The organism is Bordetella sp. N, from assembly GCF_001433395.1.
Taxonomy (GTDB): domain Bacteria; phylum Pseudomonadota; class Gammaproteobacteria; order Burkholderiales; family Burkholderiaceae_B; genus Bordetella_C.
Map to the genome: position 1 here is coordinate 192,605 of NZ_CP013111.1, position 23,895 is coordinate 216,499.

Annotated in this window: 18 protein-coding genes; 11 read left to right on the forward strand and 7 right to left on the reverse strand. The window is 64.8% G+C overall.

Going from position 1 to position 23,895, the window contains the following annotated elements; genetic code table 11:
- The first annotated feature begins 5 nt into the window (after positions 1–5).
- The 7 genes from nuoL to ASB57_RS00870 all read left to right on the forward strand — a co-directional run bounded on the left by nuoL (position 6) and on the right by ASB57_RS00870 (position 10,443).
- The gene (gene nuoL / locus ASB57_RS00840; RefSeq protein ID WP_057649730.1) at positions 6–2,063 is read left to right on the forward strand and encodes an NADH-quinone oxidoreductase subunit L; all 2,058 of its coding nucleotides are present in this window, start codon (positions 6–8) and stop codon (positions 2,061–2,063) included.
- 11 nt (positions 2,064–2,074) lie between these two features.
- Positions 2,075–3,562, forward strand: coding sequence for an NADH-quinone oxidoreductase subunit M (locus tag ASB57_RS00845; RefSeq protein WP_057649732.1), 1,488 nt, complete (start codon positions 2,075–2,077; stop codon positions 3,560–3,562).
- Positions 3,563–3,575: 13 nt separating this feature from the next.
- Positions 3,576–5,054 (forward strand): NADH-quinone oxidoreductase subunit NuoN, encoded by a 1,479-nt coding sequence (gene nuoN, locus ASB57_RS00850; protein ID WP_057649735.1) that lies wholly within the window; start codon positions 3,576–3,578, stop codon positions 5,052–5,054.
- Positions 5,055–5,082: 28 nt separating this feature from the next.
- Positions 5,083–5,418 carry a DUF2818 family protein gene (locus tag ASB57_RS00855; RefSeq protein ID WP_057649737.1) on the forward strand — a complete coding sequence of 112 codons (336 nt, stop codon included), beginning with the start codon at positions 5,083–5,085 and terminating at the stop codon, positions 5,416–5,418.
- 686 nt (positions 5,419–6,104) lie between these two features.
- Positions 6,105–8,441 carry a catecholate siderophore receptor Fiu gene (locus ASB57_RS00860; RefSeq protein ID WP_057649739.1) on the forward strand — a complete coding sequence of 779 codons (2,337 nt, stop codon included), beginning with the start codon at positions 6,105–6,107 and terminating at the stop codon, positions 8,439–8,441.
- Between the two features lie 130 nt (positions 8,442–8,571).
- On the forward strand, positions 8,572–9,252 hold the full coding sequence (locus ASB57_RS00865) for a Fe2+-dependent dioxygenase (RefSeq protein ID WP_057649741.1): 681 nt from the start codon (positions 8,572–8,574) through the stop codon (positions 9,250–9,252).
- Positions 9,253–9,492: 240 nt separating this feature from the next.
- Positions 9,493–10,443 (forward strand): hypothetical protein, encoded by a 951-nt coding sequence (locus ASB57_RS00870; protein WP_057649743.1) that lies wholly within the window; start codon positions 9,493–9,495, stop codon positions 10,441–10,443.
- 77 nt (positions 10,444–10,520) lie between these two features.
- Here ASB57_RS00870 and serB read toward each other — a convergent pair whose 3' ends face one another.
- Positions 10,521–11,378 carry a phosphoserine phosphatase SerB gene (gene serB, locus ASB57_RS00875; RefSeq protein WP_057649744.1) on the reverse strand — a complete coding sequence of 286 codons (858 nt, stop codon included), beginning with the start codon at positions 11,376–11,378 and terminating at the stop codon, positions 10,521–10,523.
- A gap of 85 nt (positions 11,379–11,463) precedes the next feature.
- Entirely contained in the window at positions 11,464–14,937 is a 3,474-nt protein-coding gene (gene mfd, locus ASB57_RS00880; RefSeq protein WP_057649747.1) for a transcription-repair coupling factor, read from the reverse strand.
- 29 nt (positions 14,938–14,966) lie between these two features.
- On the opposite strand from mfd, the gene ASB57_RS00885 reads away from it, so the two are divergent.
- On the forward strand, positions 14,967–15,767 hold the full coding sequence (locus ASB57_RS00885; RefSeq protein WP_082621285.1) for a 2-C-methyl-D-erythritol 4-phosphate cytidylyltransferase: 801 nt from the start codon (positions 14,967–14,969) through the stop codon (positions 15,765–15,767).
- Positions 15,764–16,249, forward strand: a complete 486-nt coding sequence (ispF, locus tag ASB57_RS00890; RefSeq protein WP_057649750.1) for a 2-C-methyl-D-erythritol 2,4-cyclodiphosphate synthase — start codon at positions 15,764–15,766, stop codon at positions 16,247–16,249. The genes ASB57_RS00885 and ispF overlap by 4 nt, the downstream gene beginning before the upstream one ends.
- A gap of 74 nt (positions 16,250–16,323) precedes the next feature.
- On the opposite strand, the gene ASB57_RS00895 is transcribed toward ispF, so the two are convergent.
- The 4 genes from ASB57_RS00895 to ompR all read right to left on the reverse strand — a co-directional run bounded on the left by ASB57_RS00895 (position 16,324) and on the right by ompR (position 19,736).
- Positions 16,324–16,842 (reverse strand): carboxymuconolactone decarboxylase family protein, encoded by a 519-nt coding sequence (locus ASB57_RS00895; RefSeq protein WP_057649751.1) that lies wholly within the window; start codon positions 16,840–16,842, stop codon positions 16,324–16,326.
- 119 nt (positions 16,843–16,961) lie between these two features.
- Complete coding sequence (locus tag ASB57_RS00900) at positions 16,962–17,510, reverse strand: peroxiredoxin (protein ID WP_057649753.1); 549 nt, start codon at positions 17,508–17,510, stop codon at positions 16,962–16,964.
- Between the two features lie 52 nt (positions 17,511–17,562).
- A complete protein-coding gene (locus ASB57_RS00905) occupies positions 17,563–18,927 on the reverse strand; it encodes an ATP-binding protein (RefSeq protein ID WP_057649756.1) in 1,365 nt (454 codons plus the stop codon).
- 74 nt (positions 18,928–19,001) lie between these two features.
- Positions 19,002–19,736: a two-component system response regulator OmpR gene (gene ompR, locus ASB57_RS00910; protein ID WP_057649758.1), complete on the reverse strand. Its 735-nt coding sequence runs from the start codon at positions 19,734–19,736 to the stop codon at positions 19,002–19,004.
- 129 nt (positions 19,737–19,865) lie between these two features.
- Here ompR and tsaB point away from each other — a divergent pair, with 129 nt between their 5' ends.
- Together tsaB and ASB57_RS00920 are read left to right on the forward strand one after the other, a co-directional pair.
- Positions 19,866–21,194 carry a tRNA (adenosine(37)-N6)-threonylcarbamoyltransferase complex dimerization subunit type 1 TsaB gene (tsaB, locus tag ASB57_RS00915; RefSeq protein ID WP_057649760.1) on the forward strand — a complete coding sequence of 443 codons (1,329 nt, stop codon included), beginning with the start codon at positions 19,866–19,868 and terminating at the stop codon, positions 21,192–21,194.
- A complete protein-coding gene (locus ASB57_RS00920; RefSeq protein WP_057649762.1) occupies positions 21,187–22,227 on the forward strand; it encodes a uracil-DNA glycosylase in 1,041 nt (346 codons plus the stop codon). The genes tsaB and ASB57_RS00920 overlap by 8 nt, the downstream gene beginning before the upstream one ends.
- A gap of 85 nt (positions 22,228–22,312) precedes the next feature.
- Here ASB57_RS00920 and lplT read toward each other — a convergent pair whose 3' ends face one another.
- A complete protein-coding gene (gene lplT, locus ASB57_RS00925) occupies positions 22,313–23,629 on the reverse strand; it encodes a lysophospholipid transporter LplT (RefSeq protein ID WP_057649764.1) in 1,317 nt (438 codons plus the stop codon).
- Between the last annotated feature and the right edge of the window lie 266 nt (positions 23,630–23,895).

The window sequence follows — 23,895 nt, forward strand, 5'->3', positions numbered from 1 at the left end:
AAAAAATGTCTAGCTCACCCAATCTGTACCTGCTCATCGCGCTGGCGCCGCTGGCAGGCGCCATTCTGGCCGGCCTGTTTGGCACCGGCTTCCTGGGCCGTCCCATCGGACGCCGCGGCGCGCACCTGATCACCATCCTCGGTGTTTTGATCTCCACCATCGGCGCCTTCGTGGTGCTCGGCGACGTGCTCAACGGCCATCGCTTCGACGGTGTGGTCTACACCTGGAGCATGATCGGCAATACGCCGTTGAACATCGGCTTCCTGATCGATCCGCTGTCGGCCATGATGATGGTCGTGGTGACCTCGGTGTCGCTGATGGTGCACATCTACACCATCGGCTACATGGCCGACGATCCCGGCTACCAGCGCTTCTTCGCCTACATCTCGCTGTTCACGTTCTCAATGCTGATGCTGGTGATGTCGAACAACATGGTGCAGCTGTTCTTTGGCTGGGAAGCCGTGGGCCTGGTGTCCTATCTGCTGATCGGTTTCTGGTACACCCGCAAGACCGCCATCTTCGCCAACATGAAGGCCTTCCTGATCAACCGGGTGGGTGACTTCGGTTTCGTGCTGGGTATCGGCCTGCTGTTCCACTACGCCGGTTCGATGCAGTACGGCGACGTGTTCGGGCAAGCCGACAAGCTGGCCGGCCTGACCTTCCCCGGCACCGACTGGATGATGATCACGGTGGCGTGTATCTGCCTGTTCATCGGCGCCATGGGCAAGTCGGCGCAGGTGCCCCTGCATGCCTGGCTGCCGGACTCGATGGAAGGCCCGACCCCGATCTCGGCGCTGATCCACGCGGCGACCATGGTGACCGCGGGTATCTTCATGGTGGCGCGTTTCTCGCCGCTGTTCGAGCACTCGGATACCGCGCTGTCCTTCATCATCGTGATCGGCGCCATCGGCGCGCTGTTCCTGGGCATCCTGGGCATCATCCAGACCGACATCAAGCGCGTGGTGGCCTACTCCACGCTGTCGCAGCTGGGCTATATGACCGTCGCGCTGGGCGCGTCGGCCTACTCGGTGGCCATCTTCCACCTGATGACCCACGCGTTCTTCAAGGCGCTGCTGTTCCTGGGCGCGGGCTCGGTCATCATGGGCATGCACCATGATCAGGACATCCGCAACATGGGTGGCCTGCGCAAGTACATGCCCATCACGTGGATCACGTTCCTGATCGGCACCCTGGCCCTGGTCGGCACGCCGTTCTTCTCGGGCTTCTACTCGAAGGAACACATCATCGAGGCCGCCGGCGCCGCTGATGTCTGGGGCGCGGGCTTCGCCCACTACGCCACCCTGATCGGCGTGTTCGTCACCTCGCTGTACTCCTTCCGCGTGTACTTCCTGGTCTTCCACGGCAAGCCGCGTTTCGATACGCATGCGGACGCGCATGGCCACGGTCATGACGATCACGCCCATGGCCATGATGCGCACGGTCACGATGATCATGGTCACGACGACCACGGCCATCACAGCGGCCCCCCGCATGAGTCGCCCTGGGTCGTCACGCTGCCCCTGATCCTGCTGGCCATTCCGTCCGTCGTCATCGGCGCGCTGGTGGTCGATCCGATGCTGTTCGGCAAGTACTTCAACGGCGTCATCAGCGTGCTGCCGCAACATCCGGCCATGCATGAACTGGCGGAAGAGTGGCACGGCTGGGTGGCCTTCGGCACGCACGCCTTCACCACGCTGCCGTTCTGGCTGGTGGTGGCGGGCGCGGTGGTCGCCTGGTACTGCTACCTGATCAATCCCAAGGTTCCGGCCAAGATCTACAGCAGCCTGTCGTTCGTCAACCGCATCCTTGAGAACAAGTACTTCGTCGACTGGTTCAACGAGCAGGTCATCGCGCGTGGCGCGCGCTGCCTGGGCCGCGGCTTGTGGCAGGCGGGTGACCGCGGCCTCATCGATGGCGTGATCATCAACGGCAGCGCCAGGCTGGTGGGCTGGGTGGCTGGTGTCAGCCGCTACCTGCAGTCCGGCTACATCTACCATTACGCCTTCGCCATGATCATCGGCATCGTGGCCCTGGTGACCTTCTTCGTTCTGATTCCCCAATAATGGCTAGCGAGATGGCATCCCAAACTTTCCCCTGGCTTACGCTCGCGGTCTTTGTGCCCATCGTCTTCGGCTTGCTGGTGCTGGCCCTGGGCGGCGACAACAAGCGCGGCCTGACGCTCGGACTGGCGCTGACCGGCGCGATCGTCAGTTTCCTGGTGACGATCCCCCTGTACACCGGCTTCGACTCGTCGTCGGCCGCCATGCAATTCGTCGAGCAGGCGTCCTGGATCTCCTCCTTCAATGTCAACTACCACCTGGGCGTTGACGGTATCTCGCTGTGGTTCGTGCTGCTGACCGCCTTCATCACCATCATCGTGGTGCTGGCCGGCTGGGAAGTGATCACCAACCGCGTGTCGCAGTACATGGGGGCGTTCCTGATCCTGTCCGGCCTGATGATCGGCGTGTTCGTGGCGCTGGACGGCCTGCTGTTCTACGTCTTCTTCGAAGCCACGCTGATCCCGATGTACATCATCGTCGGCGTGTGGGGCGGTGCGAACCGCGTCTACGCGGCCTTCAAGTTCTTCCTGTACACGCTGCTCGGCTCGCTGCTGACCCTGATCGCCTTCATCTACCTGTGGAATGCGTCGGGCGGCTCGTTCGACATCGTCACCTGGCAGAACCTGAAGCTGGGCATGACGCCGCAGATCCTGGTCTTCGTGGCGCTGCTGGCGGCCTTTGCCGTCAAGGTGCCGATGTGGCCGGTGCACACCTGGCTGCCGGATGCCCACGTGGAAGCGCCGACCGGCGGCTCCATCGTGCTGGCGGCGATCATGCTGAAGCTGGGCGCGTACGGTTTCCTGCGCTTCTCGCTGCCGATCGCGCCGGATGCCGCGCACAGCCTGGCGGGTCTGATGATCACGCTGTCGCTGATCGCGGTGATCTACATCGGCCTGGTCGCCATCGTTCAGGAAGACATGAAGAAGCTGGTGGCGTATTCGTCCGTGGCGCACATGGGCTTCGTCACCCTGGGCTTCTTCATCTTCAACACCGCCGGCGTCGAAGGCGCGATCGTGCAGATGATCTCGCACGGTTTCGTGTCGGGCGCGATGTTCATGTGTATCGGCGTGCTGTACGACCGCGTACACAGCCGCCGCATCGCCGACTACGGTGGTGTGGTCAACACGATGCCCCGTTTCGTGACCTTCTTCGTCCTGTTCTCCATGGCCAACAGCGGCCTGCCGGCCACCAGCGGTTTCGTCGGCGAATTCATGGTGATCATGGGCGCGGTCGAGCACAATTTCTGGATCGGCCTGCTGGCCGCCACCGCCCTGATCTTCGGCGCGGCGTACTCGCTGTGGATGGTCAAGCGCGTGGCTTTCGGTGAAATCGCCAACGATCATGTGCGTGAACTGACGGACATCAACCGCCGCGAATTCCTGATCCTGGGCTTGATGGCCATCCTCGTGTTGTACATGGGTATCTATCCCAAGCCCTTTACCGACGTCATGCACGTATCGGTCGAGGCCCTGCTGCAACACGTCGCCGTGTCGAAACTGTAAGACTTAGACCCCTATGCAAACCTCATTCGACTTTGCCTTGGCGGCACCTGAGATCATCCTGCTGGTGATGGGTGCGGTCGTTCTGCTGATCGATGCGGTCAGCGACCACCCGACGCGCTTCTTCACCTATCTGGTGTCGCTGGCGACGCTGGCGGTGCTGACCATCGTGTCCGCGGTCCAGTGGAGCAACGGCGTAAGCGGCCGGACCTTCGACGGCCTGTTCGTGGCGGATGGCCTGAGCCATCTGCTGAAGATCGCGTCCTACATCGCCGTGGGCGTCACGCTGGTCTACGGCCGCATCTACTCGCAAAGCCGCGACATGCTGCGCGGCGGTGAGCTCTACGTGCTGGCGCTGTTCGCCCTGCTGGGCCAGATGGTGATGATCTCGGCGGGTAACCTGCTGTCGATCTACCTGGGCCTGGAACTGATGTCGCTGGCCCTGTACGCCCTGATTGCCCTGCGTCGCGACGACGCCACGGCGACCGAGGCGGCCATGAAGTACTTCGTGCTGGGCGCGCTGGCGTCGGGCTTCCTGCTGTACGGCATGTCCATGATCTACGGCGCGACCGGGCATCTGGACCTGCAACAGGTCGGCGAAGTCATCGCCGCCGGCAAGGCGCAGAAGCTGGCCCTGGTGTTTGGCGTGGTCTTCATCGTCGCCGGCCTGGCGTTCAAGCTGGGCGCCGCGCCTTTCCATATGTGGGTGCCGGACGTCTATGACGGTTCGCCCACCGCCGTGACGCTGCTGCTGGGCGCCGCGCCCAAGCTGGCCGCCTTCGCCATGACGCTGCGTGTGCTGGTCGAGGCCTTGCATGGCCTGGCCACGGACTGGCAGCCGATGTTGCTGATCCTGGCGGTGTTGTCGCTGGCCATCGGTAACCTCACCGCCATTGCCCAGACGAACTTCAAGCGCATGCTGGCGTATTCGACCATCTCGCACATGGGCTTCGTGCTGTTGGGCTTGAGCGCTGGCGTGGTTGCCGGCCGTGAAGGTTCGGCCAATGCCTACGGCGCCGCGCTGTTCTACATGATCACGTACGTGCTGACCACGCTGGGCAGCTTCGGCATGGTGCTGCTGCTGTCGCGCGATGGGTTTGAGTGCGACAAGATCGACGACCTGAAGGGCCTGAACCGCCGCAGCCCGTGGCACGCTTTCATCGTGCTGCTGCTGATGGTGTCGTTGACGGGTCTGCCGCCTACTGTCGGTTTCTACGCGAAGCTGGCTGTGCTGCAGCCGTTGATCCAGGCGGGTCATGTGACGATCGCCGTCATCGCCGTGATGTTCTCGTTGATTGGCGCCTTCTACTACCTGCGCGTGGTCAAGGTCGTTTACTTCGACGAGCCCGTGGGTGAAGCGCAACCGCTGCGCGCGACCTGCGCCCAGCGTGGCCTGATGTCGATCAATGGTGCCTTGCTGCTGGTTCTGGGTCTGCTGCCGGGTGGCTTGATGGCCGCCTGCATCCACGCGATCCAGACGTCGCTGGGTCTTTGAGCGGCATGTCCGTCATCGTCGTTTCCCGATGAACCAGACGCTTGCCGTATGGTTGCTGATCGCGCTTGCCGCGGTCAGCGCCAATCTTCCCTTTCTTAACGAGCGCGTGTTCGCCCTGTTCGCCTGGCGGCAGGGTGGGACGCCGGCCGTCAAGCCGTTCTGGCTGCGGATGGTCGAAGTGCTGGTGTTCTACGTCGTCGTGGGGCTGATCGGCTTTGCGTTCGAGTCGGCGTTGGGGAATCCTTTCCCGCAAGGCTGGCAGTTTTATGCCATCGCGCTGTGTCTGTTTCTGGTGCTCGGATATCCCGGGTTTGTGATTCGCTATCTGCGCAAGAAACATGGGCGGGGGGCGACTGAAGCCTGAGGGCTTCGGCTTCTGGTCCCGCCGCGCAATACCCGGAGTAATGGGGCTTCAGCCCCAACCCAGGCTTCGCCTTCCTGACGGAAGGCGAAGCTTTTTGTTTTTCTATTTGGGGGTTCCCCCCAAGCCCCCGGCGCCACGCCCCTTTTGCCGTGGCCCGGCAATGGCAAGGCTATTTCTATCTCTAGGGGGCTCCCCCCAGCCCCCCAGCCCCCCAGCCCCCGAGTCCCCGAGTCCCCGAGTCCCCGAGCACCGAGCCCCGAGCCCCGAGCCCCGAGCCCCGAGCCCCACGCCGCCCCACGCCCCACGCCCCACGCCCCAAGGTGTCGCATTCCTGTTGCTGCGGGCCGGCAGGGAGCGAGGCTTTTTTGCTGGGCGGAGCGCCCCAGAGCTACAGGCGTGCCGTCACTCCCCACTGCTTCACAAGAGGCTCGGCACCACATGAAGCCGCGCGCCCCCCGGGGCGCGCGCTTACCTCGCCGCCGGTGGGGGCACCCACACCCACAAAACAAAACCTTAAGAAATCCTGACGCTTCAGCGCCTTCGGCCACTTGTGGCGATTTCGACACGAAGCCCCATCTGAACGAAAAATTTATCTTTGTGAAGATTGTGTGCGCGCGAGCGCCTATGTATGATTCACGGCACAAACAAATAAGAATCATTGTCGTTATCATTTTAAGAAAGCCCCCATGACCTATATAAAGAATCGCAAGGGAGCGCCGGCAAGGGCGCTAGGCCAAAGCAGCGCCGTGAGCACCGCCGCTGCATCCGTTCTCGCTACCGTCATGCTGGGGCAGGCCGCCCCGGTCCTGGCGCAGACCGCCACGCCGCCGAGCACCGCCACCACCTTGGCCCCCGTCAAGACCACCGGCGATAGCGGCAATGAGTACAAGGCGAACAAGCTGGAATCGCCCAAGTTCACCCAGCCCCTGGTCGACACCACCCAGACCGTGCAGGTGATCACCCAGCAGACCATGCGCGACCAGCAAGCCACGACGTTGACCGAAGCCATGCGCAACGTGGCAGGCGCCGGCACCTTCTTCGCCGGCGAAAACGGCTCGACCAACACCGGCGACACCATCTACCTGCGCGGCTTCGATACGTCGAACAGCATCTACATCGACGGCATCCGCGACACCGCGTCCGTGCGCCGCGACATGTTCAACACCGAATCGGTGGAAGTCATCAAGGGCCCGTCGGGCTCCGACTACGGCCGCAGCGCGCCGAGCGGCTCGATCAACCTGAACACCAAGCAGGCCAAGCTGGAAGACAGCTTCGACCTGAGCACCGGTATCGGCAGCGCCCGCTACAAGCGCGGCACCCTGGACTGGAACCGCCAGCTGGGCGATACCTCGGCCTTCCGCCTGAACGTCATGGGACTGGATTCCGACCAGGCCGGCCGCAACCAGATCGAAAACAATCGCTGGGGCATCGCCCCGGCGCTGGCCTGGGGCCTGGGTACCGAGAACCGCGTGTACCTGAACTTCATGCACGTGCGCCAGACCAACGTGCCGGACGGCGGCATTCCCACCGTGGGCCTGCCCGGCTACAGCGCGCCCAGCGCCGCGCTGGGTTGGATGAACAACGCGCCCCGCGTCGACACCAACAACTTCTACGGCACGACGTCCGACCATGATTACGTGGACACGGACATGGCGACGATCAAGTTCGAACACGACTTCAACGCCAACACCACCCTGCGCAACACCACGCGCTGGGCCCGGACCAAGGAAAACTACCTGCTGACGTCCTTCCTGGTGTCGGCGCCGTCGTCGCCTTATACGTCGGGTCTGCAGCCGGGTATCCGGACCAACGACCTGGACAGCTTGTACGTGGCGCGTTCCCCGACGCTGAAGAATGTCAGCAACCGCATCCTGACCAACCAGACCAACCTGACGACCAAGTTCAATACCGGTTCGCTCAAGCATGACGTCAGCGCGGGCTTCGAACTCACGCGGGAGACCCAGTACAACTACGGCCTGTCCGCCGCGACGGAGCCGGCCGTCAGCCTGTACAACCCGGACAGCAGCGTCAGCGCCATGGGCATCCACCCCAACGGCGCCGATGCCCACGCCCAGACCGACACCGTCGCCGCCTACATCTTCGACACGGTGGAGATGAACGACTGGTGGCAGATCAACGGCGGCATCCGCCTGGACCACTACCGCACGACCTACGACAGCGCCACTGCTTGCGGCGGCACGGGCCGCACCGTCGTGCCTTGCGCCGGCGCGCCCACCGGATCGCCGATCACCACGATCGACACCAAGGCGTCGGGCAACCTGGTCGACTGGAAGCTGGGCACGCTGTTCCGCGTGGCGCCCAACGGCAACGTCTACGTCAACTACGGCGTGTCGCAACAACCCCCGGGTGGCTCGACCTTCACCCTGGCGGCCGACGGCGCCAACGCCAACAGCCCCGACTTCAAGCCGCAGAAGGCCAAGACGGCCGAACTGGGCACCAAGTGGGAATTCTTCAACCGCAATCTGCTGGCCACCGCCGCGCTGTTCCGCACGGAAGTGGAAAACGACGTGCAGACCGAATCGGATGGCACGATCTCGCAGACCGCCAAGAAGAAGGTGCAAGGCCTGGAACTGGGGCTGGCGGGCCAGTTCACCGAGAATTGGTCGGCCACGGCGGGCTACACGATCCAGAACGCCACCGTGGATAACGGTCCGTCGGTGACGCAGAACGGCGGCAACAACCTGAGCTACACGCCCAAGCACGCGTTCTCGGCATGGACCACCTACCAGTTGCCGCACGGCTTCCGCCTGGGCGGCGGCGCGCGCTACGTGGGTAGCATGGACCGCGGCACGGACGGGGCGGTGGGTACGCCTGACCACGTGCAGTCCTACTGGGTGTTCGACGCGATGGCCGGTTACCAGGTCAACAAGAACCTGGACTTCCAGTTCAACGTCTACAACCTGTTCAACAAGGACTATGTGGCGTCGATCAACAAGAGCGGATATCGTTACTTCCCGGGCGCCCCGCGCACCGTGCTGCTGACGGCGAACATCCACTTCTGATCGTTCGGATCCAAGGCTGGCCTGACCGCCGGAAGGGGGGCCGTGGGGAATCCCCTCGGACCGCTTCTGGCGGTGCTGTTTTGGGACGGCGATAACGGGGCCGGCCCGCTTTCTTTACGAGGCAATTGCCATGATGTTGCACATACCCCAGATCCTGCAGCCCGACGAAGTGCGGGAGCTTAGGCAACGGCTCGATGCCGCGCCCTGGATCGACGGCAGGGCGACCGTGGGCACGCAGGGCGCTGGTGTGAAGCGCAATCGCCAGCTGGATGAGAACGCCGAACTGACGCAGGCCTTGTCGGACGTGGTCCTGCGTGCGCTGGCCCGCAATCCCACCTATTTTTCCGCCGCCTTGCCCTTGCGCACCGTGCGGCCGCTGTTCAACAAGTATGCGTCGGCGGAGACCTACGGGTTTCATGTGGACGGCGCCGTGCGCACGTTTCCCGGTGCGCCCGGCTGGCTGCGCACCGACCTGTCGGCCACGCTGTTCCTGTGTGATCCCGACGACTACGAGGGCGGCGAGCTGACCGTGCGGGACACCTATGGCGAGCATGCGGTCAAGCTGCCCGCCGGCGACCTGGTGCTGTATCCCGCCAGCAGCCTGCATTGCGTGACGCCGGTCACGCGTGGTGAGCGCACCGGGTGCTTCTTCTGGATCCAGAGCATGGTGCGCGAACATGGCCGCCGGCAGATGCTGTTCGAACTGGACCAGACCATCCAGGCCCTGCGCGCGCAGCACGGGGAGACCGAGCACACCCTTGCGTTGACGAATCACTATCACAACCTGCTGCGGGAATGGACCGAGGTTTGATAGTCAGAAAAGCGTGAATCCTTTGCCGGCACGGGGTTTTGTGCGAGAGCAACTCCCGGCCGGCCGCCGCCACCTATTGCCAATCAAGGTCTCCGCGGTTGCGGAGGATGTTTTTGTGAGGGGCTCCGCCCCTCACAAGCTCCCCCCGCAGTGGCGTTGAAGGGGCGTGAGGGCCTGTCCCTCACAAAACTCCCTTCCGCTTGCGTGAGATCCAGGATCTGACACTGAATAGGACGGCCTATGTACAGCACAATCACCGCCGCAACGCCCGCTTCCGCGGGCGGTGTGCTGCATGACGCCACGGTCGCCGACGGTCCGATGCGGCCGGGGCCGCAGGCTACTTCGCGCCGCGTGCCGACGCGCCCGGGACTTCTGGCGGCGTCTGGATCGTCGGGCACGGAGGCGCGGCTCATCCGCAGCGCGCCGGGGCAGGGCCGCGCGGGGCGTGCCGGCATGCCGGCGGCGGCGGCCGGAGCGGACGACGCCGCGCGCGCCTTCATCTCGCCCAGCTGGCGCGACGCCACCGCGTTCGCGGCGTTCTGGAACCAGCCCAGGGGCATCGAACAACTGCCGAAGCAGGCGCGCAGCGTCTATGCAGCGACGCATGCGCCAAAGAACGTCGCGCACCTGCGCGATGAAGACCGCCTGTTTCGATGGGTGCCGCGAGGCAGCGTGGCTCAGCATGGTCAGCCGGGCCTCCAGGTTCCCCTGCGTGGGCAGGACGGCGACACGAAAATATTGGATCACCGGAAATGGGTGTTGCACGTCACCCTGATCAAGGCCGTGCTGGGGCCCACCCAGATGGATCAATCCGCCACCACTGTCACCTCCGCCGATGATGCCGTTGCGGCGTTGCAGGATCGGGAAAACAGCGCCTGGTTCAAACCGCCCAAAGTGAAGGCCAAGGATGTCTCGCCGAACTGCGCCCTGGTGTCGCAATGGGAAAGCGCCGGCCCGGAAACCAGCGACCATGCCCACTGGGTAAAGATGGAAGTGACGGTTCGTGAACTGCGTGAACAAGGGGCCGAACTCTTCCTGGTCAGCCGGCCTGACGCCCGTGGATTGGCCAAGGTGGGACGCCTGTTCAATGACGCCCGCGGCAAGGCGCACGCGCGCCATGACCCCGGGCACTTCATCGTGATCCCGCCTGATGGCAAGACCACTGTTCTGATGCGGAGGTCCGGCAGCTGACCGTCCTCCGTGCGCCTGCTACAAGATGGAGCGGCCCCGACTCTGCCGGATGAAACCGGCCCCGCGTCCCGCCGCGCTCAGCCTTCGAACCAGTTCAGCACGCCGTCCAGCCCCGACACGTTCAGCGCGTAGCGCGTCTGTTCGCGGACGATGGGTTTGGCGTGGTAGGCCACGGACCAACCGGCGGCGCCCAGCATCTTCAAGTCATTGGCGCCGTCGCCCATCGCGATGATCTGTTCCGGCGCCGCGCCGTGCTGGCGCGCGAATTCGCGCAGGCGCACGGCCTTGCCGTGGGCGTCGATGATGTCGCCGTGGACCTTGCCGGTCAGCACGCCGTTGTCGATTTCCAGATTGTTCGCCTGGGCGTTGTCCAGCTTCAGGCGCTCCCGCAGGCGGTCGGTGAAGTAGGTGAAGCCACCCGACACCAGCATCACCTTGATGCCTGCCGCCTGCGCCGTCTCGATCAGGCGTTCCGCGCCCGGATTCAGGCGCAGGCGTTCCACATACACCTGTTCCAGCGCGCGCGCCGACAGGCCGGCCAGCAGGGCAACGCGGCGGCGCAGACTTTCGGAAAAGTCCGTGATCTCGCCGCGCATCGCGGCCTCGGTGATCTCCGCGACCTTGGGTTTGACTCCCGCGATGTCGGCGATCTCGTCGATGCATTCGATGTTGATCAGGGTCGAATCCATGTCCATGACCAGCACTTTGCAATCGGCCAGGCGGCTGCCCTTGGGCACGAAAGCCTGGTCGATGCCGTTCTGGTCGCACCAGTCGCGCACTTCGGCGCGGGTGGCGTCGTCGGTCTGCACGTCGAGCAGGCGCGCGGCGGTGGCGCTGATGCGTTGCAGGCCCTGGGCCTGCGCCAGGGCGGCGACTTGTTCGGTCTGTTCAGCCGAGAGGGACAGCGATTGCAGGACCAGGTGGTGGATCGTCATGGATAGGTAGAAAAGTGAAGTTAAGTGATAAGCCGGGTCGTAGGTCTGGTCGTAAGCCCGGTCGTAAGTCTGGTGCCTGGCCAGATCAAGCCAGGGCCCGCAGCACGGTACGCACGGCTTCGACCCGCGCCGGCACCTGCTGGCCCTTGATCTCGACCCGCAGCTTGTCCTGACCCGCCAGTTTGATGTGACGCTGTTTCTGCACCAGCTCGATGATCCGCAAGGGATCCACCGACGGCTTGGGACCGAACTGAACCAAGGCCTGGCTCTCGCTGGCGTCGATCTTGACGATGCCCAAGGCCACGGCGCCCAGGCGCAGGCGGTGCGTGGCCAGCAGGGTAGTGGCCGCTTCCGGCAGCTTGCCGAAGCGGTCGATCAGCTCTTCCTGGATGCGGATCAGCTCGTCGTCGTCCTGGGCATGCGACAGGCGTTTGTACACCGCCAGGCGGGCATGCACGTCGGCGCAATAATCCGCGGGCAGCAGGGCGGGGGCATGCAGGTTGACCTCGCAGGCGGAATTGAAGGGCGCGTCCAGGTCCGGTTCTTCACCTGCCTTCAGCGCGCGCACCGCCTCGTTGAGCATTTCCGTGTACATGGAGAAACCCACTTCCTGGATATTGCCCGACTGCGAATCGCCCAGCACTTCGCCGGTGCCGCGGATTTCCAGGTCATGCATGGCCAGGTAGAAACCGGAACCCAGCTCTTCCATGGCCTGAATGGCTTCCAGCCGCTTCTTCGCGTTGGTGGTGATGGCGTCCTCGCCGGGCGTCAGCAGATACGCATAGGCCTGGTGGTGCGAACGGCCGACGCGCCCGCGCAACTGGTGCAGCTGCGCCAGCCCGAAGCGATCGGAGCGATGGATGACGATGGTATTGGCGCTGGGCACGTCGATACCGGTTTCGATGATGGTGGTACACAACAGCACGTTGTAGCGCTGCTGATAAAAGCCCTTCATCACCTGTTCCAGCTCGCGCTCGGCCATCTGGCCGTGGGCCACGGCGATACGCGCTTCGGGCACCAGTTCTTCCAGGCGGGCGCGGCGATTGTGGATGGTCTCCACTTCGTTGTGCAGGAAGTAAGCCTGGCCGCCGCGCTTGAGTTCGCGCAACAAGGCTTCGCGGATGGTGCTGCCGTCCTCGCGCCGCACGAAGGTCTTGATGGCCAGGCGCTTCTGCGGCGCGGTGGCGATCACCGAGAAATCGCGTATGCCTTCCAGCGACATGCCCAAGGTGCGCGGAATCGGCGTGGCGGTCAGGGTCAACACGTCCACTTCGGCGCGCAGGGACTTCAGCGCCTCCTTCTGGCGCACGCCGAAGCGGTGCTCCTCGTCGATGATGACCAGGCCCAATTGCTTGAACTGGACATCCTTGGACAGGATCTTGTGGGTGCCGATGACGATGTCCACGCCACCGCTGTTGATGCCCTGGATGGCGGCGCTGATTTCCTTGGCCGAGCGGAAGCGCGACAGCTCCACCACGCGCACGGGCCAATCGGCGAAGCGGTCGCTGAAGGTCTGCGCGTGCTGCTCGGCCAGCAGGGTGGTGGGGCACAGCAGGGCGACCTGCTTGCCATTGGCCACGGCCAGGAAGGCCGCGCGCAACGCCACTTCGGTCTTGCCGAAGCCGACGTCGCCGCACACCAGGCGGTCCATGGGCTTGCCGGAGGTCATGTCCAGGATCACGGCCTGGATGGCGGCCGACTGGTCGACGGTTTCCTCGAAACCGAAGCCTTCCGCGAAGGCTTCGTAATCGTTCAGGGGCAGCTTGAAGGAATAGCCTTCACGCGCGGCGCGCTTGGCGTACAGGTCCAGCAACTCGGCGGCGGTGTCGCGCACCTGCTTGGCGGCCTTGCGGCGAGCCTTGTCCCATTGCCCGGAACCCAGCTGGTGCAGGGGCGCGGCGTCGGGATCGGCGCCGCTGTAGCGCGCGATGACGTGCAGCTGCGACACCGGCACGTACAGGGTGCTGCCGTTGGCGTATTCGAGATGCAGGAACTCCATCACGCCTTCGCCCATGTCCATGTTGACCAGGCCGTGGTAGCGGCCGATGCCGTGCTGGGCATGGACCACCGGATCGCCTTCGCGCAGTTCCGACAGGTCGCGCACCATGGCTTCGACGTTGCTGGCGCGTTCCTGGGCGCGGTGGCCGCGCCGGCCCGTGGCGGTCTGGCCGGGGTACAGGTCGTTTTCGGTGATGAGGGCAACGCGCTCGCCCGGCAGGCTGAAGCCGGCGGTCAAGGGCGCGGGCATCAGGGCCAGCTCGGCGTGGCTGGCACGGAAATCGTCGATCGAGGCCGGCTCGGCGTCGGGGCGCAGGTCGAACTCGGCCAGCATCTGGCTCAAGGTCTCGCGCCGTCCGGCCGAGTCCGCGCACAGCAGCACGCGCCACTTGCCGCTGTCGACCACGGCGCGCAGGCGGCTGACGGGATCGTCGGCGCGCCGCGTGACGGCCACGTCGGGCGCGGGGCCGATGTCCGGATGCGCGGCATCGGCCGTCAGCGCCAGGCGTTCGAACTGCTTCAGATGGCCGAACAGGCCCTCGCCGTCCAGGAACAGGCTGGGGGGCGGCAGCACGGGGCGTTCACGATCGCTCTTGAGAAACTCGTAGCGGCTGGTGGTGTCCTGGTTGAAGCGGCGCATGGCCTCTTCGATATCGCCCAGGGTGACCGTGATGGTGCCGGGGGCCAGATAGTCGAACAGGGTGGCCACTTCGTCGAAGAACAGCGGCAGGTAGTACTCCACACCCGCGAAGGCGATACCCGCGCCGATGTCGCGATAGGGCAGGGCGCGTGAAGGGTCGCCTTCGAACAGTTCGCGAAAGCGCGCGCGGAAGCGGTTGCGCGCGTCTTCGTCCATGGGAAATTCGCGGCCCGGCAGCAGTTGCACGTTGTTGACGGGGTACAGGCTGCGCTGGGTGTCGACGTCGAAGGCGCGGATCGATTCGATCTCGTCGTCGAACAGGTCGATGCGATAGGGCACGATCGAACCCATGGGGAACAGGTCGATCAGGCCACCGCGCAGACAGAACTCACCAGGCGCTGTGACCTGCGTGACGTGGGTGTAGTTGGCCAGCGTCAGTTGGGCCCGCAACGCGGCCTCGTCCAGCTTGTCGCGTTGCTTGAAGGAGAACGTGTACGCCGCCATGAAGGCGGGCGGCGGCAGCCGGTACAGCGCCGTGGTGATCGGCACGGTAAGGACGTCGACCGCCTGGTGCATCAGCGCGTCCAGCGTCTGCAGGCGCTGGGAGATCAGGTCGTGATGGGGCGAGAAAGCGTCGTAGGGCAGCGTTTCCCAGTCGGGCAACTGGCGCACGCGCAGGGTCGGGGCGAAGAGGTGGATTTCCTCGGCCAGGCGCTGGGCCTCCAGGGGATCGGCGCTGAGTATGACCAGCGGACGCCCGGCCTGGCGGGCAAGGTCGGCCAGCAGCCAGGCGTCGCCGGAGCCCGGCGGGCGCGGGTGCGCATAGCGGGTGCCAGGTTTGAGTGCCGCAAGCAAAGTAGCGGTCGCCGGGACCAGGGGGGCCGTGGGGGCCGCGATTGTGGAGGAGGATTCAGCTGACATGTGGGGATCGATTATAAAATCTCCGGCCTATGTCCGTATCTCTTCTTGCTCTCGTTCCCGCCGCCGGTATCGGCAGCCGTGCTCTACGCGCTGTCGATGGGGGGCATTTGCCCGCCGGGGCGCCGAAATCCGTGGATGGACAGGCCGCTGGCGCCGCAGGTGCAATGGGCGTGCCCACGGGGCCGTTGCCCAAACAATATCGATTGTTGCGGGGCGAACCCATGCTGCGGCATGCGGTGATGGCCTTGCTGGCGGACCCGCGTATCCGCGAGGTCCGTGTCGCCGTGGCGCCGGATGACCCCTGGGCGGCGCAGGCGCTGGCCGGCCTGCCCCGCACCGTCCTGCGGTACTGCGGCGCGGATAGTCGTGCCGGCACCGTGGCGAACGCCCTCGCCGACAGCGGCGCGGCGGCGGACGACTGGATTCTTGTCCACGACGCCGCCCGCCCAGGCCTGCCCGCCGACGCCCTGGCGCGCCTGATCGACGCCTGCCTGGACGACCCGGTCGGCGGCCTGCTGGCGCTGCCGGTGGCCGACACCGTCAAAGGTGGTCGCACGGATGCGGATGCGGATGCGGACGCACCCGCGCGCGTGCGCGTGGCCCGCACCGTCGACCGCGACGGCTTGTGGCTGGCGCAGACGCCGCAGATGTTCCGTGCCGGCATGCTGGCCGATGCCCTGCGGGCGGCCGCTCGTGACGGCGTTCCGGTCACCGACGAGGCCTCCGCCCTGGAAGCGGCCGGCCATGCCCCTTTGCTGATCCCAGGCGCCATGCGCAATTTCAAGGTGACCTGGCCCGATGATTTCGACTTGATGGAAAAATGGTTATGACTATCCCGTTCCGCGTGGGACAAGGCTTCGACGTACATGCGCTGGTGGAGGGGCGGCCGTTGATCATCGGCGGCGTGACCATTCCGCACAGCCATGGTCTGCTGGGCCACTCCGACGCCGACGTGCTGCTGCACGCGGTGACGGACGCCGTCCTTGGCGCGGCCGGCCTGGGCGACATCGGCCGCCACTTCCCGGATACCGACCCCACCTACAAGGGTGCCGACAGTCGGGTGCTGTTGCGCGCTGCCATGGGCAAGGTCGCCGAGGCCGGCTGGCAGGTGGTGAATGTCGACGCGACGGTGCATGCGCAGGCACCCAAGATCGGGCCGCATGCCGCGGCCATGGTGGCCAATATCGCTGCCGATCTGGGTATTGCGGCGGACGTTGTGAACGTCAAGGCCAAGACCAACGAAAGCCTGGGCTATCTGGGCCGCAAGGAAGGCATCGCGGCCACCGTGGTGACGCTGCTGGCACGGGTCTGATGCGCCCATGGCGCCCCGGAGGGGCGCCATGATCTGGCTTTTCTGAGCGAAGAGCCCAAGGGGCCGAGGGCCCTTTATTTACCCTGCGCGGCCAGCACCTGGGCGGTAGCGTTCACGACCGCGGCGATACGGCCGACGTCACGCAACTGCTCGGTGCTGTAGCCTTCCTGCTTCAGCAGCGCATAGTGCGACTGCACGCAGAAATGGCACTTGCCGATGATGGAAGCGGTCAGCGCGAACAGTTCGAAGCGCTTCTTCTCCACGCCGCCGCTGGTCGCGTAGGCATTCATGCGCAATTGCGCCGGCAGGCCCTTCAGTTGGGCGTCGCCCGACATCTCCACGTAGGGATACCAGACGTTGTTCATGCCCATGAGCGACGCGGCGGTCAACGCGGCATTCGCGTCCGTTTCGGACAGGCCCGACTTGAACGCTTCAACCAGCACCGGGCTGCGCGCGGCAAAGGCGGCGGCCAGAGCGGCGCCGACGGCATCTTCCGCCGACAGGGTGGAACGGCCGATCACCGAATCCAGATTCAGGCGGATGTCCTTGGCCCAGTCCGGCACAAGTTCCTTGATGGATTGAATGAATTCCATAGTTTTTACCTATAATCCAGGGCTATCAAAGCCCGGCTGACCGGGCTCTGGAAACCGAGCCGGCAAACCGGCTCGGGGCGGCCTGTGCACTCCATAGGAGTCCCAGGCCTTCGCACTTCTTACAGCGTCGCACCGCCGACGTTGCGGTTGCAAGCGCACAGTTCGTCCGTTTGCAGACCGTCCAGCAGACGCAGCACTTCTTCCGGGTTGCGGCCCACGTTCAGGTTGTTCACCGAGACGTGTTGAATGACATTGTCGGGATCGACGATGAAGGTGGCGCGCAGCGCAACGCCGGCCGACTTCTCGCGGATGCCCAGTTGGTCAACCAGGGCGCCGGTGGTGTCGCCGAATTGGTAGTGACCCAGCTTGTTCAGGTCCGGGTGCTCACGGCGCCAGGCCAGCTTGACGAATTCGTTGTCGGTCGAACCGCCCAGCAGGACGGCGTCGCGGTCTTCGAAATCCTTGGCCAGCTTGTTGAAGCCGACGATTTCGGTCGGGCACACGAAGGTGAAGTCCTTCGGGTAGAAGTAGATGACCTTCCACTTGCCGGGGAACGAGCTTTCGGTGATGTCTTCAAAGGCGGACACACCGTTTTCTTCGTGCTGATTGAAGCCGGGCTTGACGCCAGCGACCTTGAAAGGTTCGAGCTTATCGCCAACAGTTTTCATGCTGATTCCTATGTTGTTGCGGTGGAAAATCTCTCAAGCGTTAAATTTTACGCTATTGATTTTCGCTGTCTAATTGATAATTCCTAATCTTGCTTTTGGGGATCTCTATCCTGGCCGTCAAGCCGCCACCTTGTCGGGGCAGCATTTTCAGCGATCCGCCGACGTGCTTGAGCAGGCGTTCAACGATAGCCAAACCCAATCCCGCGCCGCTCACCCCGGTGCGGGCCGCTTCGCCGCGCGAGAACGGTCGCAGCAGGCGCTCGACGTCGTCGCTGGCGATGCCAGGACCGCGGTCGGAGACCTCGATGGCGATCATATTGCCTTCCGGTTGCACTTCCATGACCAGGTGCGCCTGGCCATCGCCGGAGCGGCCATAGCGGCGGGCGTTTTCGATCAGGTTGCTGACGATGCGCTTGAGATCCAGGGCGGTGATGCGGGCGCGCAGCCCGGGCGTGATGAAAGCTTCCAGTTCGCCGCCCGTTGACGCGGTGTGGCTGCGTTCGCGGTCCAGCAGTTCGGTCAGCACGCTGGAAATGTCCGTGGCCATCTGCGGCAGGGTGCCGGCGGGCCGGGCATATTCCATCAACTGCCCGATACTGTGGTCGATCTGGGCCAGGTCTTCATCGATGGCCTGACGCGCATCTTCCGACACGCCGCTCATTTCGATTTCCAGCCGCATCCGCGCCAGCGGCGTCCGCAGGTCATGCGAAATGCCGGCCAGCATCAGCTCCCGGTCCGCCTCCGTCTGCCTTATGTCCTTGGCCATGCGGTTGAAGGAGGCATTCAGGTCGCGGATTTCGGCAGGGCCGTTTTCCGGCAGGGGGGAAGGGGTCTCGCCGCGCGACAGTATCTGCGCCGCCTTGGCCAGCCGCGATAGCGGCCGATTGACGAAGCCCACGCTGACGGCCGCGCCGACCAGGGACAGCAGCAGCGCCGTGGCGCCCCAGCCCAGCCATTCGATGCCGCCGGTCAGGCCTATTTGCTCCCGCTCGAACACCAGCCAATATAGGTCGTGGTCGATCTGGAAGCTGACCCAGAAGCCGGGCACCTGGTTGACGCCCCACGATATCTGCGTTTCGGGGCCGAAGCGCGAACGAATGCGTTCGGCCACGCGCTGCCAGTAATCGTCGTGGGGGAGAGGTTCGGCGAAGTCGGTGACCTCCCGGGGATAGACCTGGATGCCTTCGTTGGTGGCCAGGTCGAGCAGCAGTTTGCTGCGTTCATCGGACTGGGAATACACCAGTGCCGTACGAGTGATATTGACGGCCGTAATCACCCGCTGCGCCATTTGATTGGCGCGCGGTCCCAGCTCCATACTGAAAAACACCTGCAGCCAGGCGCCCAGACTAACCAGCATCAAGGCGGCGAGCAGGAGAAAAGTACGGCCGAACAGCCCTAGACGTATACGCTGCGCCATGCTTTATTCAGAAAGATCCTGCACGGGCGGAGCAGCAGGGGCGACGCCCCCGATACCCCGCACGGGAACACGGATCAGCTACCGCCGTCCGGGACGAAGACGTAACCCAGGCCCCAAACGGTCTGGATGAATACGGGCTTCGACGGGTTAGGTTCGATCAGCTTGCGCAGACGGGAAATCTGCACGTCCAGGCTGCGGTCGAAGGCTTCGTACTCGCGGCCACGCGCCAATTCCATCAACTTGTCGCGCGACAGCGGGATTTTCGGGTGGCGCGCGAAAACTTTCAGGACCGAGAATTCGCCCGTCGTGATCGGTACCTGCTCGTTGTTGCGAGTCAGGGTGCGCGTCGACAAGTTCAGGATGTAGGGTCCGAAAGCGATGGACTCGTTTTCCTGGCTGGGCGCGCCCGGGTGCTCTTCCGTGCCGCGGCGGCGCAGGATCGCATTGATGCGGGCCAGCAGTTCGCGCGGGTTGAAGGGCTTGGACAGGTAGTCATCAGCACCCATTTCCAGGCCGACGATGCGGTCGATTTCTTCCGCCTTGGCCGTCAGCATGATGATGGGCGTGTTGTCATGGCCCCCACGCAGTCGGCGACAGATGGATAATCCGTCTTCGCCGGGCAGCATCAGGTCCAGGACCAGAAGGTCGAAGTGTTCGCGCTGCCAGAGTTTGCCCATCTCCTTGGCGTCTTCCGCGACGAAGACATTGAATCCCTGTTCGGACAGGTATCGCCGTAGCAGGTCGCGTAAACGGGGATCGTCGTCGACGACGAGGACCTTGCGGGTGGGGGTAGTGTTTTGCGTGTTCATGGCGGCAAATGTAACAGCGCGGATTTTGGACCGCTAGTGGGCGTTCACAAGATATTACACATTGGGAATATCAGTTGAAATCCCCCTTACAAACGAGGCAATTGCCGTATTTCCGTACAATATTTCTCCATGAATCTCACCCTTTTGGCTCTGGAAACGTCCTCTACGCGCTGTGGCGTGGCTTTGCTCCATGGCGACTCGAAGAACCCCCACGTCCTCATCCAGGAGCATGAGGGGGCGCAGGAGCACGCCGAGCGCTTATTACCCATGGCGCGCGATTTGTTAACGCAGGCGGGTCTGGACGTGGCGGATCTGGACGCGGTCGCGTTCGGTCAGGGCCCTGGCGGCTTCACCGGGTTGCGCGTCGCTTGCGGCGTCGCCCAGGGCATTGCGCTGGCTCGTGATATCCCTGTTCTGCCCGTGGTGTCGCATCAGGCGGTGGCGGCGCTGGTGCCCGCGCGGCCGGACCAGGCTGTGGTGGTGGCCCTGGACGCCCGCATGGAGGAGGTCTACCTGGCTGTTTACCGGCGCCTGGATGGCGCTGCCGACGACACGCGCTGGGAGGTCCTGCAGGCCCCCATGCTGATCGCGGCGGCCGAGGCGGTGCCCTGGATCGAAGCGCAGGTGGACGGGTGGAGCGCGCAGTGCGGCGTGCCGCTGTCGGTGGTGATCGCGGGCGACGCCTGGGACTCCCTGGCCGCGCACATGGCGCCTTCGGCGGATTGGCCGCGCTTCGATGCCACCCGGCCCGAGGCGCGCCTGGTGGCGCGGCTGGCCGCGCAAGCCTGGCAGCGGGGCGAGGCCGTGGCGGCGGAGCTGGCGGCGCCGCTCTACGTGCGCGACAAGGTTGCCTTCACGACCGCCGAGCGCATGGGCGGGCAGGGCGGCAACCCCAAGGCCGCGATAGCCGCGGCGTCGGCGCAGCAGCTGCCGCCCACGCCGGCGCCGCAGCTGGGCGCCTTGGGCGCCGGTGGTGGCACTGGGGCCGAGGCCGAGCTGGGGCCCCTGCATAGCGACGACCTCGATGAGATGGCCCGGATCGAGGCGGCGGTGCAGGCGTTTCCCTGGACACGCGGCAATTTCGCTGACGCGCTGGCGTCCGCCTATGACACCTGCGGGGTGAGGCGCGATGGCCGCCTGCTGGGTTTCTGCATTTTGATGCACGCGCCGGATGTCTCGCATCTGCTGGTCATCGCGGTGGAAAAAAGCTTGCACGGCCAAGGACTTGGCTCGCATCTGATGCGCTGGTGCGAGGCCCGCACGGCAGCGCGCGGAATCGGCGGCTTGTTGCTGGAGGTGCGGCCGTCGAATGCGCGCGCCCTGACGTTTTACGAACGGCACGGTTTTCTGCGCATCGGTGTGCGACGCGGTTATTATCCCGCCGGCAAGGGACAGCGCGAGGACGCCGTGGTGATGCAGAAGCGCTTGGCGCGAGACGATGGAGCAGCGAATGATTGAGGCCGGCCAAGCCCCGGCGCCCCTGCGCGTCAACGCGCTGCAGAGGGCCTGGCTGCGCGAGCTGGGCATCGAGAAAGTCTGGGCGCGCCAGGAACCGGAAGCGGCCGACGCGGGTAGCGCGGGGCGGGTCGGGCAGGGCGCTCCGGCGGCCGGCGCGGCAGCCGCGCTGGCGGCCGCGCGTGGATCGACGCCAGGCGCCGCGCAGGCGGCTGATGTCGCCATGGGCGCCACCGCTGGAGCCGCCGCGAACGACGCGGGTGTTGAAGAAAATTCCGCGGCAGCGGTCGATGCGGGCGCAACGGCGGAAAGCAGCAGTGCTGATGCCGGCGCGGCGCGGCCGTCCTCTTCCTCAGGCCCCGCGGCCGAGGCCGTTGCAGCCGCCCGCAAGCAGGCGGCACGGTCGGCGGGCGCCCAGGCCAAATCGGGCAAGAACGCACCGGGCGCGACACCCGTGCCGATGCCCGACCTGAACACGCTGGATATCGAAGGACTGCGCACGCAGGTCACCGGATGCACGGCCTGTGGCCTGTGCGAAGGCCGCCGTCAGGCGGTGTTCGGCGATGGCGCTCAGTCGGCGCGCTGGATGGTGGTGGGGGAGGCGCCTGGCGAACAGGAAGACCGTCAAGGCCTGCCTTTCGTCGGCCGCTCGGGTCAGTTGCTGGATGCCATGCTGGCGTCGGTCGGCATGACTCGGCAGGACGACGTTTTCATCGCCAATGTCATCAAGTGCCGCCCGCCGGGGAACCGCAATCCCAAGCCGGAAGAGATCGCCGCGTGCAGTCCTTACCTGATGCGCCAGATCGCCTTGCTGAAGCCGGAACGCATCCTGGTGCTGGGCCGATTCGCCGCCCAGACCTTGCTGGGCTCCGATGCGGCGGTGGGTAATCTGCGGGGGCGGGTGCATACCCTGCGTACCGACGATGGGCGCGAGATCCCCGTGGTGGTCAGCTATCACCCGGCCTATCTGCTGCGCAGCCCGAATGAGAAGGCACGCAGCTGGAAAGACCTGCAACTGGCGGTCGCCGGCGTATAGGTTGTTGAGCTTTCGGCTCACGCCGAGGGTATGGGGTTTTGAGGGGCTGCGCCCCTCAATGCTCCCCAGCGCGGGAGCCCCCCGATCAATGCCGCCCGTGTTCCAGGGCCTGGCCGTGGCCTTCCTGGCCGATCTGGTCCAGCAGTTCCGGCGTCTTGCGCACGTTGTTGTAGCTCCAGCGGATGAAGACCACCATCAGCAGGGCCACGGCGCTGCCGAAGATGAAGATCACGATGCTGATGGGAAGGTTGAGGTACAGCAGCACGGTGTAGATCGCCACCATCAGCAGAATATTCAACTGCTCGTTGAAGTTCTGCACCGCGATGGAGTGCCCGGCCGACAGCAGCACATGCCCGCGATGCTGCAGCAGGGCGTTCATCGGCACCACGAAGAAACCGGCCAGACCGCCGATCAGCAGCAGCAGCGCGTACACGCTCCAGGTCGCTTCGACGAAAGGCATCGCCAGCACCACCACCCCCATCAGCGCGCCCACGGGCAGGACGTCCAGCGCGCGCCGCAAGGGCACCCGCGACGCCAGCAAGGACCCGATCACCGTGCCGACCGCGGCGACCAGCATCAGGATGGATGCCTGGCTCAGCTTGTAGCCCAGCTGCTGGCGGCCCCATTCGATCACGATCAGCTGCAGGGTCGCGCCCGCGCCCCAGAACAGCGTGGTGACCGCCAGGGAAATCTGGCCCAGGCGATCCTTCCACAAAATGCGGACATACCCGCCAAAAGTCAAAATCAGCTTGGCCGGGTTTTTCTGCTGCGGCGGATAGCGGACATGCGTGTTCGGAATCAGCAGGTTGCACACCGCTGCCACCAGATACACGACCGCGATCACCAGGATGGCGGCCTCGGCCGGGGTATGGGCCAGGTGGCGCACCAGGGCGAATTCCCGCAGCGTATGGGAGACCACGGGAGAGATCAGGGCGCTGCCCAGGGCCGTGCCCAGGATGATGGAGAAGACCGTCAGGCCTTCGATCCAGCTATTGCCCTTGATCAGCATGTGCGGCGGCAGCATTTCCGTGACGATGCCGTATTTGGCGGGCGAGTATGCGGCGGCGCCGACACCGACCAGGGCATAGGCGGCGCTGACCAGATAAATCTGGTGCGCGGGCATCAGGCCCAGGCTGGCGTAGGAGAACATCAACAAACAGCCCGCGACCTTGAGGGCATTGGTGACGAACATGACCCGGCCTTTCGGGTAGGAGTCGGCGAATGCGCCGACGAAGGCCGCCAACAAGACGTAGGCCAGCGCGAAGGACCACTTCATGACCGGGGTCATCCAGTCAGGCCCGTGCAACTCCTCGATCAAGGCGATCGCCGCGATGAACAGTGCGTTATCGGCCAGTGACGAGAGGGCCTGCGCGGCCATGACCAGGTAAAAGCCTCGTTTCAAAAGTGTCCCCGCTCGACGTCGCTGTCCATTGGCCGGAAGGTCCCGGCGTGAAAAAAAAGTGTCAGGGAGTATAGCGTCCCGCCCCAGGGCAGACGGCCGGGAATCGCAGATTTGACGGCCGGCAGGCCACTTACCGGCCGGTGCATGCCTGGCAGGCTGCGACTTTCGGACGAATTGACTGCCTGCGGCGTACCAGCCTGGGGTTTCACCTGGGGTATCATAGGGCCCGAATTGATTCCGTACGGCCCCGGGTGGCCGTGCGTATG